Origin of the sequence: Pseudooceanicola aestuariicola, from assembly GCF_045763785.1 — a bacterium.
GTDB lineage: Bacteria > Pseudomonadota > Alphaproteobacteria > Rhodobacterales > Rhodobacteraceae > Pseudooceanicola.
Genome location: NZ_JBJGSF010000002.1, coordinates 761,857 through 783,376, shown reverse-complemented (window position 1 = coordinate 783,376; position 21,520 = coordinate 761,857). Strand labels below are relative to the sequence as shown.

The following is a 21,520-nucleotide window of genomic DNA, read 5'->3' as shown; positions in this document are numbered from 1 at the left end:
CAGGCGGAAGTGCGATGCGGTTAACTTGCCCGAATTGCGGCGCGGAATACGAAGTTCCGGACGAGGTGATGCCCGCGTCCGGTCGCGATGTGCAATGTTCCAACTGCGGTGACACGTGGTTTCAGTACCATCCGGACCACATGCCGGAAGACGCGGCACAGGATGCGCCCGCCCAGACGGCCAGCAGCCGCTATGACGATGCCGAGGACGAAGATTTCGACGACGGCTGGGATGACGGCAGCGCTGACGACACGGCGGATGAGGAAGAGGACCTGGGCGATGCCTCCGACTGGGAGGACGAGACACCAGAGCCCGCGCCGGTGCCCGAAGAACAGCAACCCCTGCGCCGCAAACCCCTGTCACCCGAAGTTAAATCGATCCTGCAGGAAGAGGCGCAATACGAATCCCGTGCGCGTCAGGGCGATCCGCTGGAAAGCCAGCCGGACCTTGGCTTGGGCGTGCCAGACCCGGCCACGGCCAAACGCGAAAGTCTGGCCGAAAATCGGCTGGCCCGCGCCCGCACGACCCAAGCCGCAGAGCCGCCCCGCCCTAAGACAGAAGACAGCGGGTCGCGGCGTGAGTTGCTGCCGGATATCGAAGAGATCAATTCCACTCTCCGGCGCAAGGGCGAAACCATGCGCCGTCCGGAACGCACCAGCGCCCGTGCCGCTGCCAAGCAGCAGCGCAGCGGGTTCCGTCGCGGGTTCATGTCGATCCTGATCCTCGCCATCGTCGGCGCGGTCATCTATCTGCAAGCGCCCAAGATCGCGGCAGCCATTCCACAATTGGCCGGTGCGATGGAAAGCTATGTCGCTGCGGTGGATCAAGGCCGTGTCTGGCTGGATACCAAGGCCGCAGAACTGGCGCAGAAACTGGACGACATGTCGACCGAGGTCGCCCCCGACACGGGCGCCGAGCCTGCGCCCGACGCCAGTAATTAATCGCTTTTCCGAATTAGATCAGAACCGCTCTAGAAGGCGCTTTAGGTATTCCCGCTCGATCTCGGGGCGGTCACCTTCGCCGGATCGACGGCGCAGTTCATCCTCAAGCTCCAGCGCGCGGCGATAGACGTCGCGGTCCTGCAGCATGTCCTGCTGGCTGCCCATGTCACCGTTAGTGCCAGAGCTGCGGCCAAGCGGATCGTTCTGTTCCCCACCGGCGTTGCCATTGGCCTCGCCCTGCTGACCCTGAGCCTGACGACGTTCTTCGGCCATCGCCTCGCCCATGTTGCGGATACCTTCGCGCAGCGCGTCCATGGCTTCGGATTGCTGATCGATCGCCTCGGCCAGATCATCCCCGCGCAGCGCCTCTTCGGCCCCGCGCATGGCGCGTTCGGCGCGTTCCAATGCTTCGCGTGCGGCCTCTCCGGCCTCACCGCCCATGCCGGGCAGGTTGTTGCGCTGGCGGTTCAATTCGTCGCGCAGCGCCTGCTGGCGACCAGCAAGATCACCGGCCATGTCGCCTTGGCCCTGACCCTGTCCGGGTTGTTGCTGACCAAATTGCTCGCCACCCTGCTGGCCTTGGCCTTGTTGCTGACCTTGACCCTGTTGACCCTGACGTTGCCCGGGCTGCATGCCCTGACCGTGCTGCTGGCCCTGACCTTGATTGCCGTCGCGCCCTTGGTTTTGCGGGTTGTCACCCTGACCGGCATTCGGGTTGAACTGTTCTTGCAGGTCACGGAACGCCTGATCCGACAGGCCTTGCTGATCGCGCAGGGTTTCCGACAGCCCTTCCATCGCCTGCTGACCCGGCGATTGCTGCTGACCCTGCTGACCTTGGGTGACGCGCATGTTTTCCATCATCTGCTGAAGCTGTTCCAACGCTTCCTGCGCCTCGGCCATGCGGCCCTGCTCCATCAATTCCTGGATGCGGTCCATCATCTGCTGCAGATCGTCCTGAGACAGACGCATCGCATTTTCCATCTGCTCGGCCGACAGCTCTTCGCCCATCTGGCCATCTTCGGCCGCTTCGCGAGACAGCTGGCGCATGTAATCCTGCGTGGCGTCGCGAAGTTCCTGCATCAGCTGCGCAATCTCTTCGTCAGAGGCACCGTTTTTCATCGCTTCGGACAGACGTTCCTGCGCGCGCTGCATCCGTTCGCGAGCGTCTTCCAGATCGCCGTCTTCGATCAACAGCGCCAGATCCCATAGATCCTGCGCCATGGTTTCGACCTGTTCGTCACTCAGTGAGGCATAGCGGCTGACCGTATCCATCCGGCGCAGCAACACCCGCATCCGCAGATAGACCGTTTCACTGCGGAACAGACCTTCGGGTTCCCACGACACGGCTTTCATCACCTGAACGATGCGGCGCACGTTGTCGCGGTTCCATAGCAGGTCACGGCGCTGTTCGATCAGTGAAGCTGCCAACGGGTCAAAAAATCGACGCCCCGCCAGACGGGTTTCGAAAGGGTCCGACGCGCCGGTCTGGCCCGCCGCATCCGTCGCACGCAGGGTCACCTGCACGGGCAGATTAGCCCATGGGTGCAGGGACAGGTCTTCGATCAGTTCCTGAGTGAAAGCGGTGCGGTCACCAGCGATCGGCAGGGGCAGCGGCAGGCGGATCACCTCACGGTCTTCCGGGGCGATCTCAAGGCCGTAGCGGCGGTCGACATTGGCCAGATCCAGCGTGATCTCGGCCTCTCCCATCTCGATGCCGTAGTCGTCAGACGCCTCGAAAGGCAGTTTGAACTCGCCACGAATGCTGGCCTCGGCCTCTCCGGTCACGGTGACGGTCGGGGCGGTGTCGGGCGTCAATGCGACGGTCCAAGCCTCACCGCCGGGACCGTTGATGGACAGTTCGCCATCCTGTTCCAGATCGAAAGCCTGCGTGATGGCGGCAGGGTCTTCTTGGGCGTTCGTCACTGTCTGGTCCACAGACAGGGCGCCGACCTCACCATACAATCGGATGGTCGCCTTGCTGCCCTGCGGCACGCGGATTTCGCCGTTCTGATCGGCAAGATAAAGGACAGGCAGGCCGGTGTAGACCGGGGGTTCGATCCAACCTTCCCAGCTAGGACCCGCAGCCAGCGCCGCCCCGCCACCCGGGGCCATGCCCGCGACAGACCCGACGCGCCAGAACGACCCGAACAGCATCGCGACCATCAAAATCGCCAAGGCGACAAAGCGCAGGCCGAACCGGTCGCGGCTGCTGACACGCAGGTCTGGATCCACGGCGCGGGCGGCTGCGGCGCGGTCCGCCATGCGTCGCTGATGCGCCTGCCAAAGAGATTCCGACCCGAAATCGCCAGACCCGATGGTCTGTGCATCGCGCAATGTCTGCAAAGGACGGCCATTCAGCGACCCGTCCAGCCGCAGCAGCGCTTCTTCCCGCTTGGGCCAGCGGAACGTCCAAAGGCCGTAGCCCAGAAAAGCAACGGCCAGCAGCCCAAGAACACCACCGACGGCCCAGACGACCTCGACCCGAACCATGTCGTGAAGGCCCAGCATCAGCAGGCCCAGTGTCAGGATAAGGACGGTCCAGAGCGGCCAGAAAGATCGCGCCAATCGTTCCGCCACCATGCCCATGCGCGTCAGCGAAAGGGGCCGCGCAATGCGGTTCAGGGTGTCGGCGAAAAGGGTGCGATCTGACATGCGGCTCCTTCGGCCGGGGGCGGATGGCCCCCTATAGCCATGCAGGAAGCGTATCGCGGTTTATCATCTCGTCAAAGGTTGGACGGGGTCTGATGACAGCGAATTGATCCCCATTGACCAAAACTTCAGGGATCAGGGGGCGCGAATTGTATTCGCTGGACATCACGGCCCCATACGCCCCGGCCGAGCGGAAGGCGACAAGGTCCCCTTCGCCAAGTGGCGGCATCATTCGCTGCTTGGCGAAAGTATCGCCCGATTCGCAAACGGGACCGACAATATCGTACGGCTGGTAATCAATGCCCGCGTCCGGTTCGACCACCGAGACGATATCGTGATGCGCCTCGTACATGGCGGGACGGATCAAGTCGTTCATCGCCCCATCGAGGATCAGGAAATCCCGACCTTCGCCGGACTTTACGTAGATCACCTTGCTGACCATGATGCCCGCATTGCCTGCGACCAGTCGGCCCGGCTCAATCTCGATCTCGCAGCCTTTGTCACCCAGAGTTTCGCGGATCAGATTGCCGTAATCCATCGGCAGCGGCGGCGCCTCATTGCCACGGGTGTAGGGAATGCCAAGGCCACCGCCCAGATCAAGGCGCTGGATGTCATGGCCATCGGCGCGCAGGGCATCCGTCAGCTCACCGACCTTCTGAAATGCCAAGCGGTAGGGTTCCAGATCGGTCAGCTGAGAGCCGATGTGCACGTCGATGCCGACAGCTTTCAAACCCTTCAGGCTTTTGATGTGATTGTAGACCTCGCGCGCCCGCGCGATCGGAATGCCGAACTTGTTCTCTGACTTGCCCGTCGCAATCTTGGCATGCGTTTTTGCGTCCACATCGGGGTTCACACGCACCGTCACCGGGGCGATTTTGCCCATCGACAGGGCGACGCGGTTCAGTCGCTCCATCTCTGGCTCGGATTCCAGATTGAACTGACGGATGCCACCTTCCAACGCCGCGCGCATCTCCTCTTCGGTCTTACCGACGCCGGAAAAGACGATTTTCTCGCCCGGCACACCCGCCGCGATGGCCCGCGCGTATTCGCCGCCTGACACCACGTCCATGCCGGCGCCAGCCGCCGCCAAAGTCTTTAGGATCGCCTGATTAGAGGCCGCTTTCATCGCGTAGCAGACCATATGCGGCATGCCATCCAACGCCTCATCAAACAGGCGGAAATGGCGGGTCAGCGTCGCGGTGGAGTACAGATAGAACGGCGTGCCGACCTCGGCCGCAATTTCGGCCACGGGGACATCTTCGGCATACAGCTCGCCATCGCGATAAAGGAAATGATCCATAGCGGTCCTTTGCGGGGGCCTTAGACGGCCCGTGTTCTTAGGAAAAGATAAAGCGGCAGCCCGCAGCTGACGCCGATCAGGCAGGTCGCGGGGATGGCCAGCAAGGCCACCCAATTGCGACGCACTGCGACCTCGGCCAGAATCCAGAGGATCAGCGCGATCGCCGCGATCACCAGATCAAGTGACAGGCCCATAACTGCGTCATTTGCCGTCCACGCGGCCACCAGCGCGGCCCCGTCAAAGCCGTTTTCGCCGAACCACGACACGAAGTAATACATCGGATGCACCGCGCCCCAGATCGCCAGAGCGAGATATAGGATGCGCAGTACAGACATCAGAACATAACCCCGACCGCGGCGCGGCCACTGACTGTGATGCCGGGCTCGGGCGTGGCTTCGGGCTTTTCCGGTTCACCATCGACGCCGCAGGCCGCGACCAGCGCGGCCAAAGCGACCAGCGCGATGATCGTGACGAAACGGGTCATTTCAGCGCCTCTTGCCAGCGGGCGATCTGTTCGCGCACACGCGTCGGCGCCGTGCCGCCATAGGACATGCGCGACGCGACGGAATTATGCACGCCCAGAACGTCGAACACGTCTGCGGTGATCTTGTCGTGCACCGATTGCATGTCCTCAAGGGTCAGGTCTGGCAGGTCGCAGCCCTTGCCCTCGGCCATGGCAACCAACGATCCGGTCACGTGATGCGCATCGCGGAACGGCATGTTCAGTGCACGCACCAGCCAATCGGCCAGATCGGTCGCAGTCGAGAAGCCCGACCCCGCCGCAGCTTCTAGCGACGGGCGATTGGCGGTCATGTCGCTGACCATCCCGGTCATCGCAGCCAGCGCCAGCATCAGGTTGTCGGCAGCGTCAAAGACCTGTTCCTTGTCTTCCTGCATGTCCTTGGAATAGGCCAGCGGAAGCCCCTTCATCACCGTCATCAACGCGACGTTCGCCCCGAAAATCCGCCCGATCTTGGCACGGATCAGTTCCGCCGCATCGGGGTTTTTCTTCTGCGGCATGATCGACGACCCGGTCGAAAAGCGGTCGGACAGGGTGACGAACCGGAACTGGGCCGAAGACCAGATCACCAGTTCTTCCGCCATCCGGCTCAGGTGCATCGCGCAGATCGAGGATGCGGCCAGAAACTCTAGCGCGAAATCACGGTCCGACACGGCGTCCAGCGAATTGGCCATCGGGCGGTCAAAGCCCAAGGCTTGCGCGGTCATGTCCCGGTCAATCGGGAAAGACGTGCCCGCCAACGCCGCCGCACCAAGCGGGGATTCGTTCATCCGCACCCGCGCATCGCGGAACCGCGACAGATCTCGCCCAAACATTTCCACATAGGCCATCATGTGATGGCCCCAAGTCACAGGCTGAGCCGTCTGAAGATGGGTAAACCCGGGCATGACCCAATCGGCCCCGGCCTCTGCCTGACCCAGCAGCGCCTGCATCAAAGCTTGCAGGCCGTCGATCGCCGCATCGACCTGATCACGCACCCACAACCGGAAATCGGTGGCCACCTGATCATTGCGCGACCGGCCCGTGTGCAGACGCCCCGCGGGTTCGCCGATCACCTCTTTCAGGCGCGCTTCGACGTTCATGTGGATGTCTTCCAGCGCGGTGGAAAAGGCGAACTGGCCCCCTTCGATCTCTGACAAGATCGTGAGAAGCCCTTCCCTCATAGCCTCTGCGTCCTTATCGCTTACGATGCCTGTCGCAGCCAACATGGCCGCATGGGCGCGTGAACCGGCAATGTCCTGTGCCGCCATTCGCTGATCGAACCCGATCGAGGCATTGATCGCCTCCATAATTGCATCGGGTCCGGCGGCGAAACGGCCACCCCACATCTGGTTCGCGCTCTTGTCGGTCATAAGCCACCCTTGAGAGGTAAAATGAGAAACCTGTTCAAAGCGCTCCTTTATACGGGGTTGATCGTTACTGCAAACGCCGGCTGGCCCAATCTGGCGCAGGCGCAAGGGATTTCCGATCTACGTGACGGCGATCTGCGCAAACTGGTGGTGCATTCCGAAGCGAAGCCGATGCCGACCGTCGAATTCGACGGGCCGGATGGCAAGGTCAGCTTGGCCGATTATGCAGGCAAGATCACGGTGGTGAACTTCTGGGCGCTGTGGTGCGCCCCCTGCCGCGAAGAAATGCCGACGCTGGAATCCTTGTCGCAAGAATACGGCGGCGATGATTTTGCCGTGGTCACGGTAGCAACGGGGCCCAATGCGCCGCCCGCCATTGACGCCTTTTTCGACGATATCGGCGTGACCACACTGCCGAAATATCGTGACCCCCGCAGCGGTCTGGCCCGTGCCGCTGGCGTTCTGGGCCTTCCTGTGACCGTGATTCTGGATCGCGACGGGCAGGAACTGGCCCGGCTAACCGGCACTGCCGATTGGCATAGCGACAGCGCCCGCATGATTGTCGAGGCCCTGATCGCCAAGGACACGGCCGGGTAGACCATCCAACTTTCGCCGCACATCTTAGCGGTTTTTTAAGGCCCCGACCGGCACACTGTAGGTGGTTGGTGATATGGGGCCCGACAGATGGCACGTGACAAGAACGCAGTATTCGACATTCCCAGTGAACAACTGGATCCGCTTAGCTACGCAGTAGCGTGCCGTGATCGGGGCACCGTAGGAATGGTTCAGGCCGCTTTGAAACATGGGCATGTGGCCTTGGCTTACCAGCCCGTGGTTCAGGCCCGGGCCCCCGATCGCATCGCCTATTACGAAGGGCTGATCCGCATATTCGACGAAACCAACCGCATCATTCCGGCGGGCGATTTCATCGGCGCTGTCGAAACCACGGAAACAGGCCGCCTGATCGACTGCGCTGCTTTGGACATCGGTTTGAAAACGCTGGCGGATTGTCCGGATATCCGACTGGCCCTGAACCTCTCGGCCCGCTCCATCGGCTATCCCGCATGGATGCGCATCCTGCGCAAGGCCCTGATGCAGGACCGGACCATTGGCGAACGACTGATTCTCGAAATCACGGAAAGCTCGGCCATGCTGATCCCGGAACTGGTCGTCAATTTCATGTCGCAGATGCGCCGCCACGGGATCAGCTTTGCGCTTGATGACTTCGGCGCTGGCTTCACGTCGTTCAGGTACCTGCGCGATTTCCTGTTCGACATTCTCAAGATCGACGGCCAATTCGTCCGCAACGTGGCGCGGGATCCTGACAATCAGGTGCTGACCCGCGCCCTGATCGCCATCGCTGAACAGATGGATATGCTGACGGTTGCCGAACAGGTCGAAACCGAACCCGATGCCGACTGGATGATCAGCTCCGGCATCGATTGCTTGCAGGGATTCCATTACGCCGCGCCAACGCTGCGCCGCCCATGGGAAAACCCCAAGGCGTCCGTTGCCGCTGGATAAGCCGCGACACAACGGCTGATCGGCAAGGGGCTGATTGAGAATCGCAGCGATTTACGCTAGGCGAAGGGCATGGAGACGTGGGGGGAGAATTCCCTGCGTCATTTATCGGAGGATCATCCATGACCAATGTCGTCATCGCTTCGGCAGCCCGTACCCCTGTCGGTTCTTTTCTCGGCTCTTTCGCAAACACCCCGGCGCACGAACTTGGCGCGACCGTTCTGGCAGAATTGGTCAAGCGCGCAGGCATCAGCGCCGATGAAGTATCGGAAACCATCCTGGGTCAGGTTCTGACCGCAGGTCAGGGCCAGAACCCCGCCCGTCAGGCCCATATCAACGCCGGCCTGCCCGAAGCATCGGCAGCATGGGGCATCAACCAGGTCTGTGGCTCGGGCCTTCGCGCCGTGGCACTTGGCGCGCAGCACATCCAGCTGGGTGACGCGGATATCGTGGCCGCAGGCGGTCAGGAAAGCATGTCGCTGTCCACACACGTCGCGCACCTGCGCGCAGGTCACAAAATGGGTGACGTGAAATACATCGACTCGATGATCAAAGACGGCCTGTGGGACGCGTTCAATGGCTACCACATGGGCCAGACCGCTGAAAACGTTGCGGAAAAGTGGCAGATCAGCCGCGAACAACAAGACGAATTCGCCGTCGCCAGCCAGAACAAGGCCGAAGCCGCGCAAAAGGCTGGCAAGTTCCAAGATGAAATCGTTCCCTTCACCGTGAAAACCCGCAAGGGCGAAACGGTCGTGGATCAGGACGAATACATCCGCCATGGCGCAACGATCGAAGCCATGCAGAAACTGCGCCCGGCCTTCACCAAGGACGGTTCAGTCACTGCGGCCAACGCCTCTGGCATCAACGATGGTGCCGCGGGCGCCCTGCTGATGACAGCCGAAAACGCCGAAAAGCGTGGCATCGAACCGCTGGCCCGTATCGTATCCTACGCGACCGCCGGTCTGGACCCAAAGATCATGGGCGTCGGCCCGATCTACGCGTCGCGCAAAGCGCTGGAAAAAGCGGGCTGGAAACCATCTGACCTCGACCTCGTCGAAGCGAACGAAGCCTTTGCTGCACAGGCCTGCGCCGTGAACAAGGACATGGGCTGGGATCCCGAGATCGTGAACGTCAACGGCGGCGCGATTGCCATCGGCCACCCGATCGGCGCATCCGGCGCACGCGTTCTGAACACGCTGCTGTTCGAAATGAAGCGTCGCGGGGCGAAAAAGGGTCTGGCGACCCTCTGCATCGGCGGCGGCATGGGCGTTGCCATGTGCCTAGAGCGCGACTGATAAAGATTGTGACGGGCCCCACGCGGGCCCGTTCTTCATTATGATCCCAGATAACCCCGATCAAATCGTCTTTTCCGGCGGCGGACTGCGCTGTTTCTGGCAGGGCGGCTTTCTGTCCGAGATCGAAAAGCACCGCACGCTGCGCCCTAAACGGGTCACCGGCGTATCTGGCGGGGCCTTGGCCGGGGCCGCATGGCTATCAGGCACCGAAGACCGCCTTTTGAACGTCATGTGCGACGCTTTCGAAAAACGCGACAGCAACATCGGCCTGTTCGACCCCGACGACGATGGCATCACCCCGCACCAGCGCCTGTATTGCAGCGTGGTCGAAGAGGTGTTTGACGACACCCTGACGCAAAAGATCGCAGACGGCCCGCAATTCCAGATCCTGATCGCGCATCCCCCCTCGACCGGTCTGCCCACGTTGACCGGCACCGCTCTCGCCGCCGCCTATGAGGTCGAACTGCACACAATCAATTCGCCGCATTTCAACTGGGCCGAAAAGATGGGGCTAACGGCCAATCTGGTCGACGCGAACGAAGCCGCGCGCAACGGCAAGCTGGTCGATCTGATCAACGCCGCCGCCGTGATCCCCCCGGTGTTCGAACCAGAGCTATGGAACGACCGCCGCGTCGTCGACGGCGGCATGGCAGATCAGGCCCCGATGCCCGACCCGGACCATGGCGATACGATGATTCTGCTGACGCGGGATTACAAACGCATCCCCGAGATCGAGGGCCGCACCTATATTTCGCCCAGCGAAGAAACCGCTGCGGACAAAATTGATTTCACCGATCCGACAAAACTGCGCGATACTTGGTCGCAGGGGGTCAAAGACGCCCAAAAATACTTAAGAAACGCTTAGGTAATATTGTTGCGCATCTTGGCCCGCCACGGTAACAACCTTACCTGAACAATGCCTTAGTGGAGGACATCATGGCACGCACAGCACTCGTCACCGGAGGATCGCGCGGCATTGGCGCAGCGATTTCCAAGACTTTGAACGACGCAGGGTACACCGTCGCCGCGACCTATGCGGGCAACGACGAAGCCGCCGCAAAGTTCACCGAGGAAACCGGCATCAAGACCTACAAATGGAACGCGGCCGATTACGACGCGTCCAAGGCCGGTATCGAACAGGTCGAATCCGAACTGGGCCCCATCGACGTGGTCGTCGCCAACGCAGGCATCACCCGCGACGCGCCGTTCCACAAAATGACGCCCGCCCAGTGGAAAGAGGTCGTCGACACCAACCTGACCGGCGTTTTCAATACCGTGCACCCTGTGTGGCCCGGCATGCGGGAACGCGGCTTTGGTCGGATCATCGTAATCTCTTCGATCAACGGCCAGAAAGGTCAGTTCGGCCAGGTGAACTATGCAGCGACCAAGGCAGGCGATCTGGGCATCGTGAAATCTCTGGCGCAGGAAGGCGCGTCCAAGGGCATCACTGCAAACGCCATCTGCCCCGGATATATCGCTACTGACATGGTCATGGCTGTGCCTGAAAAGGTCCGCGAAGCCATCATCGGCCAAATCCCGACTGGTCGCTTGGGTGAGCCCGAGGAAATCGCGCGCTGCGTGGCTTTTCTGGCCGCTGACGACGCGGGCTTCATCAATGGCTCGACCATCACGGCGAACGGCGGTCAGTTCTTCGTCTGATCCCGACCAAAACGAAACGTCAAAGGCGCCGCGTCCCAGACCGGCGCCTTTTTCGCGGGTTTCTAGCTTCTTCTGGTCGATAAATACCGTCGGGGGAGTCGCGCCAGCGACGGGGGCAGCGCCCCCTGAGCGTTGACGCCCAAGCCGCGGTCGCGCAAGAGGACGACTATGACCAAACCTCGCGCCACTGCCATCGGATTTACCGCGGTCCTTCTATGGGCCCTTCTGGCGCTGTTCACTGTTGGCAGCGCGCCGCTCCCACCGCTGCAACTTAACGCCATCTGCTTTGCCATTGGCGGCACGATCGGGGTGATCTGGACCGCAGCGACCGGACAGCTGACAACTTTGCGCAATATCCCACTGCCCGCGCTGGCCTTGGGCACCATCGGCTTGTTCGGCTATCACGCGCTGTATTTCGCGGCGCTTCGGAACGCGCCACCGGCCCAGGCGGGATTGATCGCCTACCTATGGCCGCTGTTGATCGTGCTGTTTTCTGGCCTTTTGCCGGGAGAGCGTTTGCGCGCGGGCCATTTGATCGGCGCGCTGGCGGGCTTCGGTGGTGCGGCGCTGATCATCGGGGGCGTGAATGATGTGTCGTCCGACTACCTGCTGGGCTATGGCCTTGCGCTGGCCTGCGCGCTGACATGGTCCGGCTATTCGGTTCTGTCGCGCAGGTTCGGCACCGTTCCGACCAGTGTCGTCACGGTTTTCTGCCTGATCACGGCAGTTCTGTCCGTGCTGTTGCACCTGATATTTGAGACCACGACAGCCCCCGCCGGGGCTATCGGCTGGTTCTCGGTCATCGCGCTTGGCCTCGGCCCGGTGGGCCTCGCGTTCTACACGTGGGACATCGGCGTCAAGAAGGGTGACATACAGATCCTCGGCGTGGCGTCCTATGCCGCGCCGCTGCTGTCGACCTTGGTCCTTGTCGCCGTGGGAATTGCCGAACCAACTGCGCGGCTGGCCTTCGCCACCGCGCTGATCACGGGCGGCGCAGCACTTGCTGCCGCCGCCAGCTTGCGTCAGCCCAAACCCGTCGTCCCGCAGGACACGCCCAAGGGCTGATCAGTGCATGGAAAGTCGGCTGATCTCCTCCTTCAGCCGCAGCTTTTCCTTCTTTAACTGTTTGATTTCCAAGGTCGAAACCCCGGGCGACCGCTGCGCATCTTCGACAGCGACCGAGAGGGATGCATGTTTCTTCTTCAGTTCTTCCAGGTGCGAACTCAAGCTCATTCTAGTCTCCTCTCTGTTGCGAATAACAACAGTGGACCACAGTTTTACAATTCTGTCACGCTGCGCCTGCAACCATCTGCCGACACCGTTAAAGAAGTGTTAAAGCCCGAGTTCCGCGAAGCTTGACGCTTGGGAAAGAAGTGCTGTCGCCTCAGGGGTATAGTCGACGCCATCCGTTTCGTGGGCGGTCCCGCTATGCACCACCAACCCGGGGCGGAGACGAAACGCGGCGCGCCCACCCTTGCGCCCCTGTAGAATGAAAAGCTGGGAGTCACGCCCCACACGGGGAATCAACGGCGTCAGAATAAGCGAACCGAGTCGCGCACTGAACGGCCCAAACAAATCCGGCAATCGTTCGGTCCGATGAATAAAGCTGACCGTCCCCTGCGGTTTGCACCGCCGCGCGGCCGCATCGACCCAAGCCTCCAGCGGCGTATCCTCTCCCATCGCAGTTTCACGTCCGGCGTCTGCGGCAGGCGTGGTCTGGTCGCGCCGAAAATATGGTGGGTTGGCGATGACATGATCAAACGTTTCCTGACGCAAGGTTGGGGGCATCATGGTCAGATCGCCGTCGATCACATCGAACGACTGCTGATTTTCTTGGGCGTTCTGCCGCGCCAGCGCCGCGTATTCCCCTTGCCGCTCTAACCCTACCAGACGCAGACCGGGCACCCGCACCCCAAGGCACAGCGCCGCCGCTCCGACCCCGCAGCCCAGATCCAAAACGCTCTGCCCTGCCGTGGCGGATACGGATGCAGCCAGAAACACCGGGTCGACCCCAGCGCGATAGCCGCGTCGCGGTTGATGCAGAATGACACGACCGCCCAACATGGTGTTGCGCGTGATCTCTGCTGCGTCGTTCATGCTTCCAGCTCGAACCCGTTGTCAGTCAGCACGCGTTGCGCGCGGGTCAGATCCTCGGCCCGCACCATCAGGCGGCGCGGCAAAATGCCAATGGACCCGTCAAGGACGCTCATATTTACGTCCATTTCGAACCAGTCTATACCCTCGCCCTGAAGCAAAGCTTGGGCAAAGGCCATGTCGGCCATATTGTTCGTACGTAAAAGTTGTTCCACGGTTCGGACATAAGACCATAAGTGCCCTGTTTGTCGAGACGCGCATGTCACGACGCGGGCCGCCACGAAGTTCAAGGGATACCCCGGCTTGGATAAACCGGTCGAAAAACCGCACGAAGCGATCGCCGTCCTGCTGGCGGACGATCTGGATAACGTGAACGCCCTGATCCGAGAGCGCATGGCGTCGAAACACGCGCCCCGTATCCCCGAGGTGACCGCGCATCTGATCGACGCTGGTGGCAAACGTATTCGTCCGATGCTGACCTTGGCCGCGGCGCGGTTGTGCGGCTATGACGGCCCCTTCCACATCCATTTGGCGGCCACGGTCGAATTCATCCATACCGCCACGCTGCTGCATGACGACGTGGTGGACGAAAGCGCACAGCGACGTGGTCGTCCGACCGCGAACCTGCTGTGGGATAACAAATCTTCGGTGCTTGTCGGCGATTACCTTTTCGCTCGGGCGTTTCAGTTGATGGTCGAACCGGGACATCTGCGGGTGCTGAACATCCTGTCCGACGCCGCCGCCACGATTGCTGAAGGCGAAGTGCTGCAGCTGACCGCCGCGCAAAATCTTGGCACGACCGAAGATGTCTATCTGCAAGTCATCCGCGGCAAGACCGCCGCGCTTTTCTCGGCCGCGACCGAAGCCGGGGCCGAGATTGCTGGCGCAGATACCGCTCAGGTTCAGGCGCTGTTTGATTACGGTGACGCGCTTGGCATCGCGTTCCAGATGGCCGACGACCTGCTCGACTGGCAGGGCGACGCGGCCACTACCGGCAAGAACGTCGGGGATGATTTCCGTGAACGCAAACTGACCCTGCCTCTGATCCGCGCGATTGCCGCAGCGGATGCCGATGAACGCGCCTTCTGGGTGCGGACCATCGAAAAGGGCAAACAGACCGATGAGGATCTGACGACCGCCCGCGCGCTGCTGGACAAACACGGTGCGTTGGAGTCGACCCGTCACACCGCACTTAACTGGGCGGACCGCGCCAAATCATCGCTGGACGCCCTGCCCGATCACATCCTGAAAACGCATCTGTCCGATTTGGCAGATTATGTTGTTGCGCGGCTACGTTAAGGCCCGCGCCGCTTGACCCCAGCACCGGTTTTGGGCAAGTCAGGGCGCGGCCCGTGTCTGGGCCCCGCCAAAGGGCCACGGAAGGGATCACCATGACCAGAATCGACGCCACGTTCGACCGCCTCCGCGCTGAGGGGAAAAAGGCTTTCGTCGCGTATATGATGGCCGGCGACCCGGATGAGGCCAAGTCGATGGACATCCTGCGCGCCATGCCGGACGCAGGCGTGGACATCATCGAACTGGGCCTGCCCTTTACCGATCCCATGGCAGACGGCCCAACGATCCAGCTGGCTGGTCAGCGCGCGCTGAACGCAGGCATGACGCTGCAGAAGGTGTTGGACATGGCGACAGAGTTTCGCCGGGAAAACGACACCACGCCGATCGTGCTGATGGGCTATTACAACCCGATCTTCAGCCGCGGCGTGGACAAATTCCTGACCGACGCAAAGGCCGCTGGCATTGATGGCCTGATCGTCGTGGACCTGCCGCCAGAAGAAGATTACGAGCTTTGTATTCCGGCGCAGAAGGCCGGTCTGAACTTCATCCGCCTGGCGACCCCGACAACCGACGACAAGCGTCTGCCCAAAGTGCTGCAGAACACCTCGGGCTTTGTTTACTACGTGTCGATCACCGGCATCACCGGCTCGGCCGAAGCGCAGGCGGATGACGTCGCCCCCGAAGTCGCCCGCATCAAGGCACAGACCGACCTGCCCGTGATCGTTGGCTTCGGCATCAAGACGCCCGAGACGGCGAAGGCAATTGCTTCGGTCGCTGACGGCAGCGTTGTCGGCTCTGCCATCGTGGCGGAAATCGCCAGCGGCAAATCGACCGAAGAGGTTGCGGCCTACGTGAAGGCTCTGGCCGACGGCGCGCATAGCGCCTGATCACCCTCTATTGAAGCCCCCCTTCCCCGTTGCTAAACCCAAGCAACCAAGGGGGAGGTTCCTATGCCCGTCATCACCTGCATTGACGATCTGAAGCAGCTGCACAAAAAGCGCACGCCCAAGATGTTCTACGATTACTGCGAAAGCGGGTCGTGGACCGAACAGACCTTCCGCGAGAACACTTCGGATTTTAACGACATCCGCCTGCGCCAGCGCGTCGCCGTGAACATGGAAGGCCGCACGCTGGCCACCAAGATGATCGGTCAGGACGTATCGATGCCCGTCGCACTGGCCCCCGTGGGGCTAACCGGCATGCAGAACGCTGACGGAGAGATCAAGGCCGCCAAAGCGGCCGAGGCCTTCGGCGTACCCTTCACACTGTCCACCATGTCGATCTGTTCGATCGAAGATGTGGCCGAAGCGACGACCAAGCCCTTCTGGTTCCAGCTTTATACAATGAAGGATCAGGATTACCTGCACCGCCTGATCGGCCGCGCGAAGGATGCCAAGTGTTCGGCGCTGGTCATCACTCTGGACCTGCAAATCCTTGGTCAGCGGCACAAAGACCTGAAAAATGGCCTCTCCGCGCCGCCAAAACTGACCCCTGCCGTCATCGCCGACCTGATGACCAAATGGAAGTGGGGGATCGAGATGCTGCAGACCAAGCGGCGCGGCTTCGGCAATATCGTCGGCCATGTGAAGGGCGTCGAAGATACGTCCAAATTGGGCGAATGGACCGCGCAGCAGTTTGACCAGAAACTCGACTGGTCCAAGATCGAAGAGATCAAGAAGATTTGGGACGGTCCCGTGATCCTTAAGGGTATTCTGGACCCCGAAGATGCGGTGATGGCCAAGAAGGTCGGCTGCGATGCGATTGTCGTGTCGAACCACGGCGGGCGTCAGCAGGATGGCGCGCTGTCGTCGATCCGCGCACTGGACCCGATCCTGCAAGCCGTCGGCGGCGATCTGGAGGTGCATCTGGACAGCGGCATCCGCTCTGGTCAGGACGTTCTGAAAGCCATCGCCATGGGCGCCACCGGAACCTACATAGGCCGCGCCTTCGTGCATGGGCTTGGTGCGCAGGGTCAGGCAGGCGTCACCAAGGCGCTGGATGTCATCCGGAATGAGCTTGATATCTCGATGGCGTTCACGGGCAAACGTGACATCAAAGACGTAGGCCGCGACAGTATTCTGGTGCCCGAAGGATTTTCGGGCACTTGGGCGTAACCCTTTAGCCCCATCGGAACAGTCAAAAAGCAGGGCGGCGTGCTGTAAAAATGCACAGCCGTCGCTTGAAGTGACGCCAAAACGATACAGCTTTATCCTGTAGCTATTTCCGTCAGCCGGAAAAGCTGCTAAATAACAGAAAACCAAAAAGACATTCGGCAGTCACCCATGATCCACCACCTCAAATCTGCATGGAGCGGATTCGTACAGCCTATGCTGCAACGCCCAAAGCGTTTGCAGGTGGCCGCGCTGTGCTATCGTGGGGCCGATGACGACACCGAAGTGCTGATGATCACCAGCCGCGGTACAGGCCGCTGGATCATTCCCAAAGGATGGCCAATCAACGGCATGAACTCCGCCGAGGCGGCGCTTCAGGAAGCCTGGGAAGAGGCTGGCGTGCGTGAAGGTAAAACCCCCGGTGCGCCGATTGGATCGTACACCTACGAGAAGAAAAAGAACGGCTGGGGCATGATGGTCGACACGCTCGTCTATCCTGTCTGGGTCAAAGAGCTGCGTGACGACTATCCCGAAGCGGGCCAGCGCCGCCGGAAGTGGGTTCACCCGTCCGAAGCCGCCGCGCTGGTGGACGAGCCCGAATTACAACGCATCCTAGAAGAGTTCCGTCCCGTCGCCTGACGGATTTGATCCGCAGACGTTTTCGCATTAGTCACCCTAAGACCTAGGGGGTCCAAACATGTCGAATTCAGAAGATCACTCACGTCATTTGGAAACGCTGGACCGCGATCTAGGGCGGCTGTCGAATATCGAACTGGCCTCGTCCTACATCGCGCGCCCCCTTGTCGGGCCGGGCATCGCATTCCTTTTCATTCTGGGCGCAGCCCTTGGCGCGCTGCTTTTGTTCGGGTCGACCAGCAACACGCTGATCGTCGTAATCGCGGCGGCCTTTGGCGCATACATGGCGCTGAACATCGGCGCGAACGACGTGGCCAACAACATGGGCCCTGCGGTCGGTGCTAATGCCCTGACGATGGGCGGGGCGATTGCCATCGCCGCCATCTTCGAAAGCGCGGGCGCCCTGATTGCCGGGGGCGACGTGGTATCGACCATCGCCAAGGGGATCATCGCGCCTTCCAGCATGGGCACGACCGAGGTCTTTATATGGGCCATGATGGCAGCCCTTTTGTCGTCCGCCCTGTGGGTCAACCTTGCCACATGGATCGGCGCGCCGGTGTCCACCACGCATTCGGTCGTTGGCGGCGTGATGGGCGCAGGCATCGCCTCGGCCGGGTTCGCAGCGGTCAACTGGCCGACGATGAGCGCGATTGCAGCAAGCTGGGTGATTTCCCCGCTGCTGGGTGGCCTCGTGGCGGCTGGTTTCCTGTGGTTCATCAAGTCGAACATTATCTACCGCGAAGACAAGATAGCGGCGGCCCGCCGATGGGTGCCCGTATTGGTTGGCGTGATGGCAGGGACTTTCGCCAGCTACATCGCGCTAAAAGGCATCAAGAAACTGATCAAGATCGACATCCTGACGGCGCTTGGTATCGGGGCGGCGATTGGCGTGCTGTGCTGGATGATCATGATCCCGGTGATCCGCCGTCAGTCCGAGGGGCTGGAAAACCGCAACAAATCGCTGAAGGTCCTGTTTGGCATCCCGCTCGTCGTCTCTGCGGCACTGCTGTCGTTTGCGCATGGTGCGAATGACGTGGCCAATGCGGTGGGCCCCTTGGCGGCCATCGTTCAAGCCTCGGCCGCCGGGGATTTCACCCAAGCCGTGTCGATCCCCTTCTGGGTCATGCTGATCGGCGCCTTCGGGATTTCCTTTGGTTTGTTCCTGTTCGGACCCAAGCTGATCCGCGTGGTCGGCAGCCAGATCACCAAGCTGAATCCAATGCGCGCCTATTGCGTGGCGCTGTCTGCCGCGATCACGGTGATCATCGCCAGTTGGCTGGGCCTGCCGGTGTCGTCCACGCATATCGCGGTCGGTGCGGTCTTTGGCGTCGGGTTCTTCCGGGAATGGGATGCAGAGCGTCGGTTGCGCAAGGCGCGCGGAAGCGTGCCCAATCGCCCGAACCTGTCACCCGAAGAACGCCGCCGCCGCAAGCTGGTCCGCCGCTCGCACTTCATGACGATTGTCGCGGCTTGGGTGACCACGGTGCCCGCTGCCGCCCTGCTGTCCGCTGCGATCTTCCACGTGATCCGGATCGTCGCGACCTGATCCTAGCCCGCAGCCAGCGCCAACCCGTCGACCACACCGGTAAAAGCCTCCGACCGCGAAAGCTGCGCGGTCGGGCAGACCTCCTGCGCGGTGTCCTGCACCAGCCGCATCAGGCTAGACCCGCCGACCAGCACCACGGAACCGATCTGCATGGGCGAGACCTGTGCAGCTTGAAGCGTTTCATAGATCGTCATCTTCAGGGGATCAGTGAATTCGGCCAAGGCCGCATTCAACCCGCCCTTGGTCAGACGTAACGACAGGTCGCGCTCTACCACACTCAGGTCGATCTGCGCGGGCCCGTCACCATTCACAGCGATTTTCCCTGCCTCTACCGCAAAGGCGACATCGTGGCCCAAATGGTCGCGGATCACTCGCTGCAACCGCTCCAGCTTTGGGCGTTCGACGGCGAACTTCACCAAGTCTTCGACCATCCTTTCGGTCTCTCGCGTGTAGAGAAACGGGATCGCCGACCACGTCGCCAGATCGGTGTAGATCGCTTGCGGCACGGGCAGTCGCCCTTCCCCCATCTCGCGTCGCAGTTCGGTACCCTTGCCCAGTTCGGGCATCGCCGTCGTCAGCGACAGCGCACGGTCGAAATCCGTGCCGCCCAGCCGGATACCGTGGCTGGCGATGACCTCGACCCCATTGGCCCCACGCCGGAATACAGTGAAGTCAGACGTACCACCGCCGATATCGACGATCAGACCAAGGTCTCCGGAGTTCCCGACGCTCGACAGCGCGGCCGCTTCGGGCTCGAACAGGAAATCGACTGTGGTGAATCCTGCGGCAACATAGCAGGCGCGCAGATCGTCTTCGGCCTGTTGGTCCCGAACCGGGTCGTGATGAAACCGCACTGGTCGCCCAGACAGCACGGCATCGAAAGATAGCCCAGACTGATCCTGCGCCATGTCTCGCAGACGCTTTAAAAACGCGGTGACCACATCGGCCAGCGTCTGGCGCCGTCCACCCATCAAACGGCTTTCGTGAAATAGCGGCGTCCCCAGCACCGATTTCAGCGCCCGCATATAGCGCCCTTCGACCCCGTCAATCAGCGCCTGTCCGGCCGCACGGCCAATCTGCATGGCACCACCCACCGGAAAAAACACCGCCGTCGGCAACGTGTCTTCGCCATGCTCAAGCAGCACACGCCGAACCGCGCCACCGTCCATATAGGCGACCGCAGAATTCGAGGTTCCAAAATCGACAGCAAGACGGGGCATGGGATATCCTTGTCGCGGGCCAGCGGCCCGACTAGACAAGGTGCACCGGAATAGCAACTGGTCCACATGCTGTCCGGGCGATTTCCCCTTCCCAACCTTCCAGAATCCGTGTAAGCGCGCGACTTCATGCGGTCATACAGCCTTGGAGGATGACCGCCTAACCTTAGGAGAATAGACTGATGGCTGGAGAAATTCCTGATCTCGTAGCCCAGGAACGTGCGGGGACGGGCAAGGGCGCCGCTCGCGCAGCGCGTCGCGCTGGCATGGTTCCGGGTATTGTTTACGGTGGCGACAACGATCCGCTGCCGATTCAAATTCCGTTCAACGATCTGCTGAAAAAGCTGAAAGCAGGCCGTTTCCTCGCGACCCTGTGGAACCTCAAGGTCGAGGGCCACGAAGACGTCCGCGTGATCTGCCGCAACGTGCAGCGCGACGTCGTCAAGGACCTGCCGACCCACCTGGACCTGATGCGCCTGCGTCGTACGTCCCGCGTGAACCTGCACGTCCCCGTTGAGTTCATCAACGAAGACGAAGCACCCGGCCTGAAAAAAGGCGGCGTTCTGGCCGTTGTTCGTGCCGACGTGGAACTGAACGTCGTTGCTGGTGATATCCCCGAAAAGCTGGTCGTCGATCTGGCTGGCCTGCAGATCGGTGACACCGTCACGATCAGCAGCGTTGAGCTGCCGCAGGGTTCCAAGCCCGTCATCGACCGTGACTTCGTGATTGCCAACATCTCTGCACCGACCGGCCTGCGCGCCGACGATGAAGAAGAAGTTGAAGAAACCGTCGCGACCGAGGTCGAGCCCGATCCCGAAGCGTGATCGCTTGATCATCGAATTGAAACGGCCCTGCATCTGCGGGGCCGTTTTTCTTTGCGCTATGGCCCCTTAGCGTGCCACGCTTGGCGTGTTCAATCAGGAGCGTTCCATGCCCGGCCATGTCCATGTTGTCAGCGATTATACCTGTTCCCCAGATGACCTTTGGGCCGTCACCAAAGACCTAGATGCGCTTGTGGAAATGAACGCCAAGATGGTCAGGATGGAAGGCGTGCCCTCGGGCGACATGTATCCGGGTCAGCAGATCAATGCGCAGGTGTCTCTCTTCGGAAGACTGCCGTCCCAACCCTACGGGATTACCATTCTTGAGGTCGACGACGAACAACGCATGTTCAGATCGACCGAACAAGGCAGCGGCGTCAAAAGCTGGAATCACGTGGGCCGCGTCGAAGAAACGTCCCACGGCGCGCGCCTGATCGACGACATCGAAATCGAGGCGGGATGGAAAACGCCTCTGATCGTCGGCTGGGCCAATATGATGTACCGCGCGCGCCACAAGCCCCGGCTTAGATTGCTGGACCAGCGCGGGGCGCTTCGCTAAACC

General features: G+C 61.3%; 23 protein-coding genes. 14 read left to right on the top strand and 9 right to left on the bottom strand.

What is annotated here, in order from left to right; translation table 11 throughout:
- The first annotated feature begins 14 nt into the window (after window positions 1–14).
- Entirely contained in the window at window positions 15–941 is a 927-nt protein-coding gene (locus tag ACI3GR_RS11825) for a zinc-ribbon domain-containing protein (RefSeq protein WP_407494726.1), read from the top strand.
- An 18-nt stretch (window positions 942–959) separates the two neighbouring features.
- Here the strand turns inward: ACI3GR_RS11825 and ACI3GR_RS11820 are convergent, their stop codons facing one another.
- The 5 genes from ACI3GR_RS11820 to argH are packed head-to-tail and all read right to left on the bottom strand — an operon-like array spanning window position 960 to window position 6,762.
- Window positions 960–3,593, bottom strand: a complete 2,634-nt coding sequence (locus ACI3GR_RS11820; protein WP_407494725.1) for a TIGR02302 family protein — start codon at window positions 3,591–3,593, stop codon at window positions 960–962.
- A gap of 31 nt (window positions 3,594–3,624) precedes the next feature.
- Entirely contained in the window at window positions 3,625–4,890 is a 1,266-nt protein-coding gene (lysA, locus tag ACI3GR_RS11815; RefSeq protein WP_407494724.1) for a diaminopimelate decarboxylase, read from the bottom strand.
- 20 nt (window positions 4,891–4,910) lie between these two features.
- Window positions 4,911–5,225 (bottom strand): DUF2834 domain-containing protein, encoded by a 315-nt coding sequence (locus ACI3GR_RS11810; RefSeq protein ID WP_407494723.1) that lies wholly within the window; start codon window positions 5,223–5,225, stop codon window positions 4,911–4,913.
- Window positions 5,225–5,374: a hypothetical protein gene (locus ACI3GR_RS11805; RefSeq protein WP_407494722.1), complete on the bottom strand. Its 150-nt coding sequence runs from the start codon at window positions 5,372–5,374 to the stop codon at window positions 5,225–5,227. Before ACI3GR_RS11805 ends, ACI3GR_RS11810 begins: the two co-directional genes overlap by 1 nt.
- Window positions 5,371–6,762 (bottom strand): argininosuccinate lyase, encoded by a 1,392-nt coding sequence (gene argH / locus ACI3GR_RS11800; RefSeq protein WP_407494720.1) that lies wholly within the window; start codon window positions 6,760–6,762, stop codon window positions 5,371–5,373. Before argH ends, ACI3GR_RS11805 begins: the two co-directional genes overlap by 4 nt.
- A 21-nt stretch (window positions 6,763–6,783) precedes the next feature.
- Between argH and ACI3GR_RS11795 the strand changes: the two genes are divergently transcribed.
- From ACI3GR_RS11795 to yddG, 6 genes are all read left to right on the top strand, one after another.
- On the top strand, window positions 6,784–7,356 hold the full coding sequence (locus ACI3GR_RS11795) for a TlpA disulfide reductase family protein (protein WP_407494719.1): 573 nt from the start codon (window positions 6,784–6,786) through the stop codon (window positions 7,354–7,356).
- 87 nt (window positions 7,357–7,443) lie between these two features.
- Window positions 7,444–8,283 (top strand): EAL domain-containing protein, encoded by an 840-nt coding sequence (locus tag ACI3GR_RS11790; protein WP_407494718.1) that lies wholly within the window; start codon window positions 7,444–7,446, stop codon window positions 8,281–8,283.
- Between the two features lie 119 nt (window positions 8,284–8,402).
- Window positions 8,403–9,578: an acetyl-CoA C-acetyltransferase gene (locus ACI3GR_RS11785; RefSeq protein WP_407494717.1), complete on the top strand. Its 1,176-nt coding sequence runs from the start codon at window positions 8,403–8,405 to the stop codon at window positions 9,576–9,578.
- A 40-nt stretch (window positions 9,579–9,618) separates the two neighbouring features.
- The gene (locus ACI3GR_RS11780; protein WP_407494716.1) at window positions 9,619–10,443 is read left to right on the top strand and encodes a patatin-like phospholipase family protein; all 825 of its coding nucleotides are present in this window, start codon (window positions 9,619–9,621) and stop codon (window positions 10,441–10,443) included.
- 71 nt (window positions 10,444–10,514) lie between these two features.
- A complete protein-coding gene (phbB, locus tag ACI3GR_RS11775; RefSeq protein WP_407494715.1) occupies window positions 10,515–11,237 on the top strand; it encodes an acetoacetyl-CoA reductase in 723 nt (240 codons plus the stop codon).
- 168 nt (window positions 11,238–11,405) lie between these two features.
- Window positions 11,406–12,302, top strand: a complete 897-nt coding sequence (gene yddG, locus ACI3GR_RS11770; RefSeq protein ID WP_407494714.1) for an aromatic amino acid exporter YddG — start codon at window positions 11,406–11,408, stop codon at window positions 12,300–12,302.
- On the opposite strand, the gene ACI3GR_RS11765 is transcribed toward yddG, so the two are convergent.
- From ACI3GR_RS11765 to ACI3GR_RS11755, 3 genes are all read right to left on the bottom strand, one after another.
- Window positions 12,303–12,470 (bottom strand): YdcH family protein, encoded by a 168-nt coding sequence (locus tag ACI3GR_RS11765; protein WP_407494712.1) that lies wholly within the window; start codon window positions 12,468–12,470, stop codon window positions 12,303–12,305. It abuts the gene before it with no gap.
- 99 nt (window positions 12,471–12,569) lie between these two features.
- Window positions 12,570–13,334: a tRNA1(Val) (adenine(37)-N6)-methyltransferase gene (locus ACI3GR_RS11760; protein WP_407494710.1), complete on the bottom strand. Its 765-nt coding sequence runs from the start codon at window positions 13,332–13,334 to the stop codon at window positions 12,570–12,572.
- Complete coding sequence (locus ACI3GR_RS11755; RefSeq protein ID WP_407494709.1) at window positions 13,331–13,546, bottom strand: putative signal transducing protein; 216 nt, start codon at window positions 13,544–13,546, stop codon at window positions 13,331–13,333. The genes ACI3GR_RS11760 and ACI3GR_RS11755 overlap by 4 nt, the downstream gene beginning before the upstream one ends.
- Window positions 13,547–13,634: 88 nt before the next feature.
- Between ACI3GR_RS11755 and ACI3GR_RS11750 the strand changes: the two genes are divergently transcribed.
- The 5 genes from ACI3GR_RS11750 to ACI3GR_RS11730 all read left to right on the top strand — a co-directional run bounded on the left by ACI3GR_RS11750 (window position 13,635) and on the right by ACI3GR_RS11730 (window position 18,920).
- Window positions 13,635–14,630, top strand: a complete 996-nt coding sequence (locus tag ACI3GR_RS11750) for a polyprenyl synthetase family protein (protein ID WP_407494708.1) — start codon at window positions 13,635–13,637, stop codon at window positions 14,628–14,630.
- A gap of 92 nt (window positions 14,631–14,722) precedes the next feature.
- Window positions 14,723–15,514, top strand: coding sequence for a tryptophan synthase subunit alpha (gene trpA / locus ACI3GR_RS11745; RefSeq protein ID WP_407494707.1), 792 nt, complete (start codon window positions 14,723–14,725; stop codon window positions 15,512–15,514).
- 63 nt (window positions 15,515–15,577) lie between these two features.
- On the top strand, window positions 15,578–16,741 hold the full coding sequence (locus ACI3GR_RS11740) for an alpha-hydroxy acid oxidase (protein ID WP_407494706.1): 1,164 nt from the start codon (window positions 15,578–15,580) through the stop codon (window positions 16,739–16,741).
- A 168-nt stretch (window positions 16,742–16,909) separates the two neighbouring features.
- On the top strand, window positions 16,910–17,377 hold the full coding sequence (locus ACI3GR_RS11735; protein WP_407494705.1) for an NUDIX hydrolase: 468 nt from the start codon (window positions 16,910–16,912) through the stop codon (window positions 17,375–17,377).
- A 58-nt stretch (window positions 17,378–17,435) separates the two neighbouring features.
- On the top strand, window positions 17,436–18,920 hold the full coding sequence (locus tag ACI3GR_RS11730) for an inorganic phosphate transporter (RefSeq protein WP_407494703.1): 1,485 nt from the start codon (window positions 17,436–17,438) through the stop codon (window positions 18,918–18,920).
- Between the two features lie 2 nt (window positions 18,921–18,922).
- On the opposite strand, the gene ACI3GR_RS11725 is transcribed toward ACI3GR_RS11730, so the two are convergent.
- The gene (locus ACI3GR_RS11725) at window positions 18,923–20,140 is read right to left on the bottom strand and encodes an Hsp70 family protein (protein ID WP_407494702.1); all 1,218 of its coding nucleotides are present in this window, start codon (window positions 20,138–20,140) and stop codon (window positions 18,923–18,925) included.
- Window positions 20,141–20,319: 179 nt separating this feature from the next.
- Here ACI3GR_RS11725 and ACI3GR_RS11720 point away from each other — a divergent pair, with 179 nt between their 5' ends.
- Together ACI3GR_RS11720 and ACI3GR_RS11715 are read left to right on the top strand one after the other, a co-directional pair.
- Window positions 20,320–20,961, top strand: coding sequence for a 50S ribosomal protein L25/general stress protein Ctc (locus tag ACI3GR_RS11720; RefSeq protein ID WP_407494701.1), 642 nt, complete (start codon window positions 20,320–20,322; stop codon window positions 20,959–20,961).
- A gap of 106 nt (window positions 20,962–21,067) precedes the next feature.
- The gene (locus ACI3GR_RS11715) at window positions 21,068–21,517 is read left to right on the top strand and encodes an Rv1443c family protein (RefSeq protein WP_407494700.1); all 450 of its coding nucleotides are present in this window, start codon (window positions 21,068–21,070) and stop codon (window positions 21,515–21,517) included.
- Window positions 21,518–21,520 lie beyond the last annotated feature (3 nt).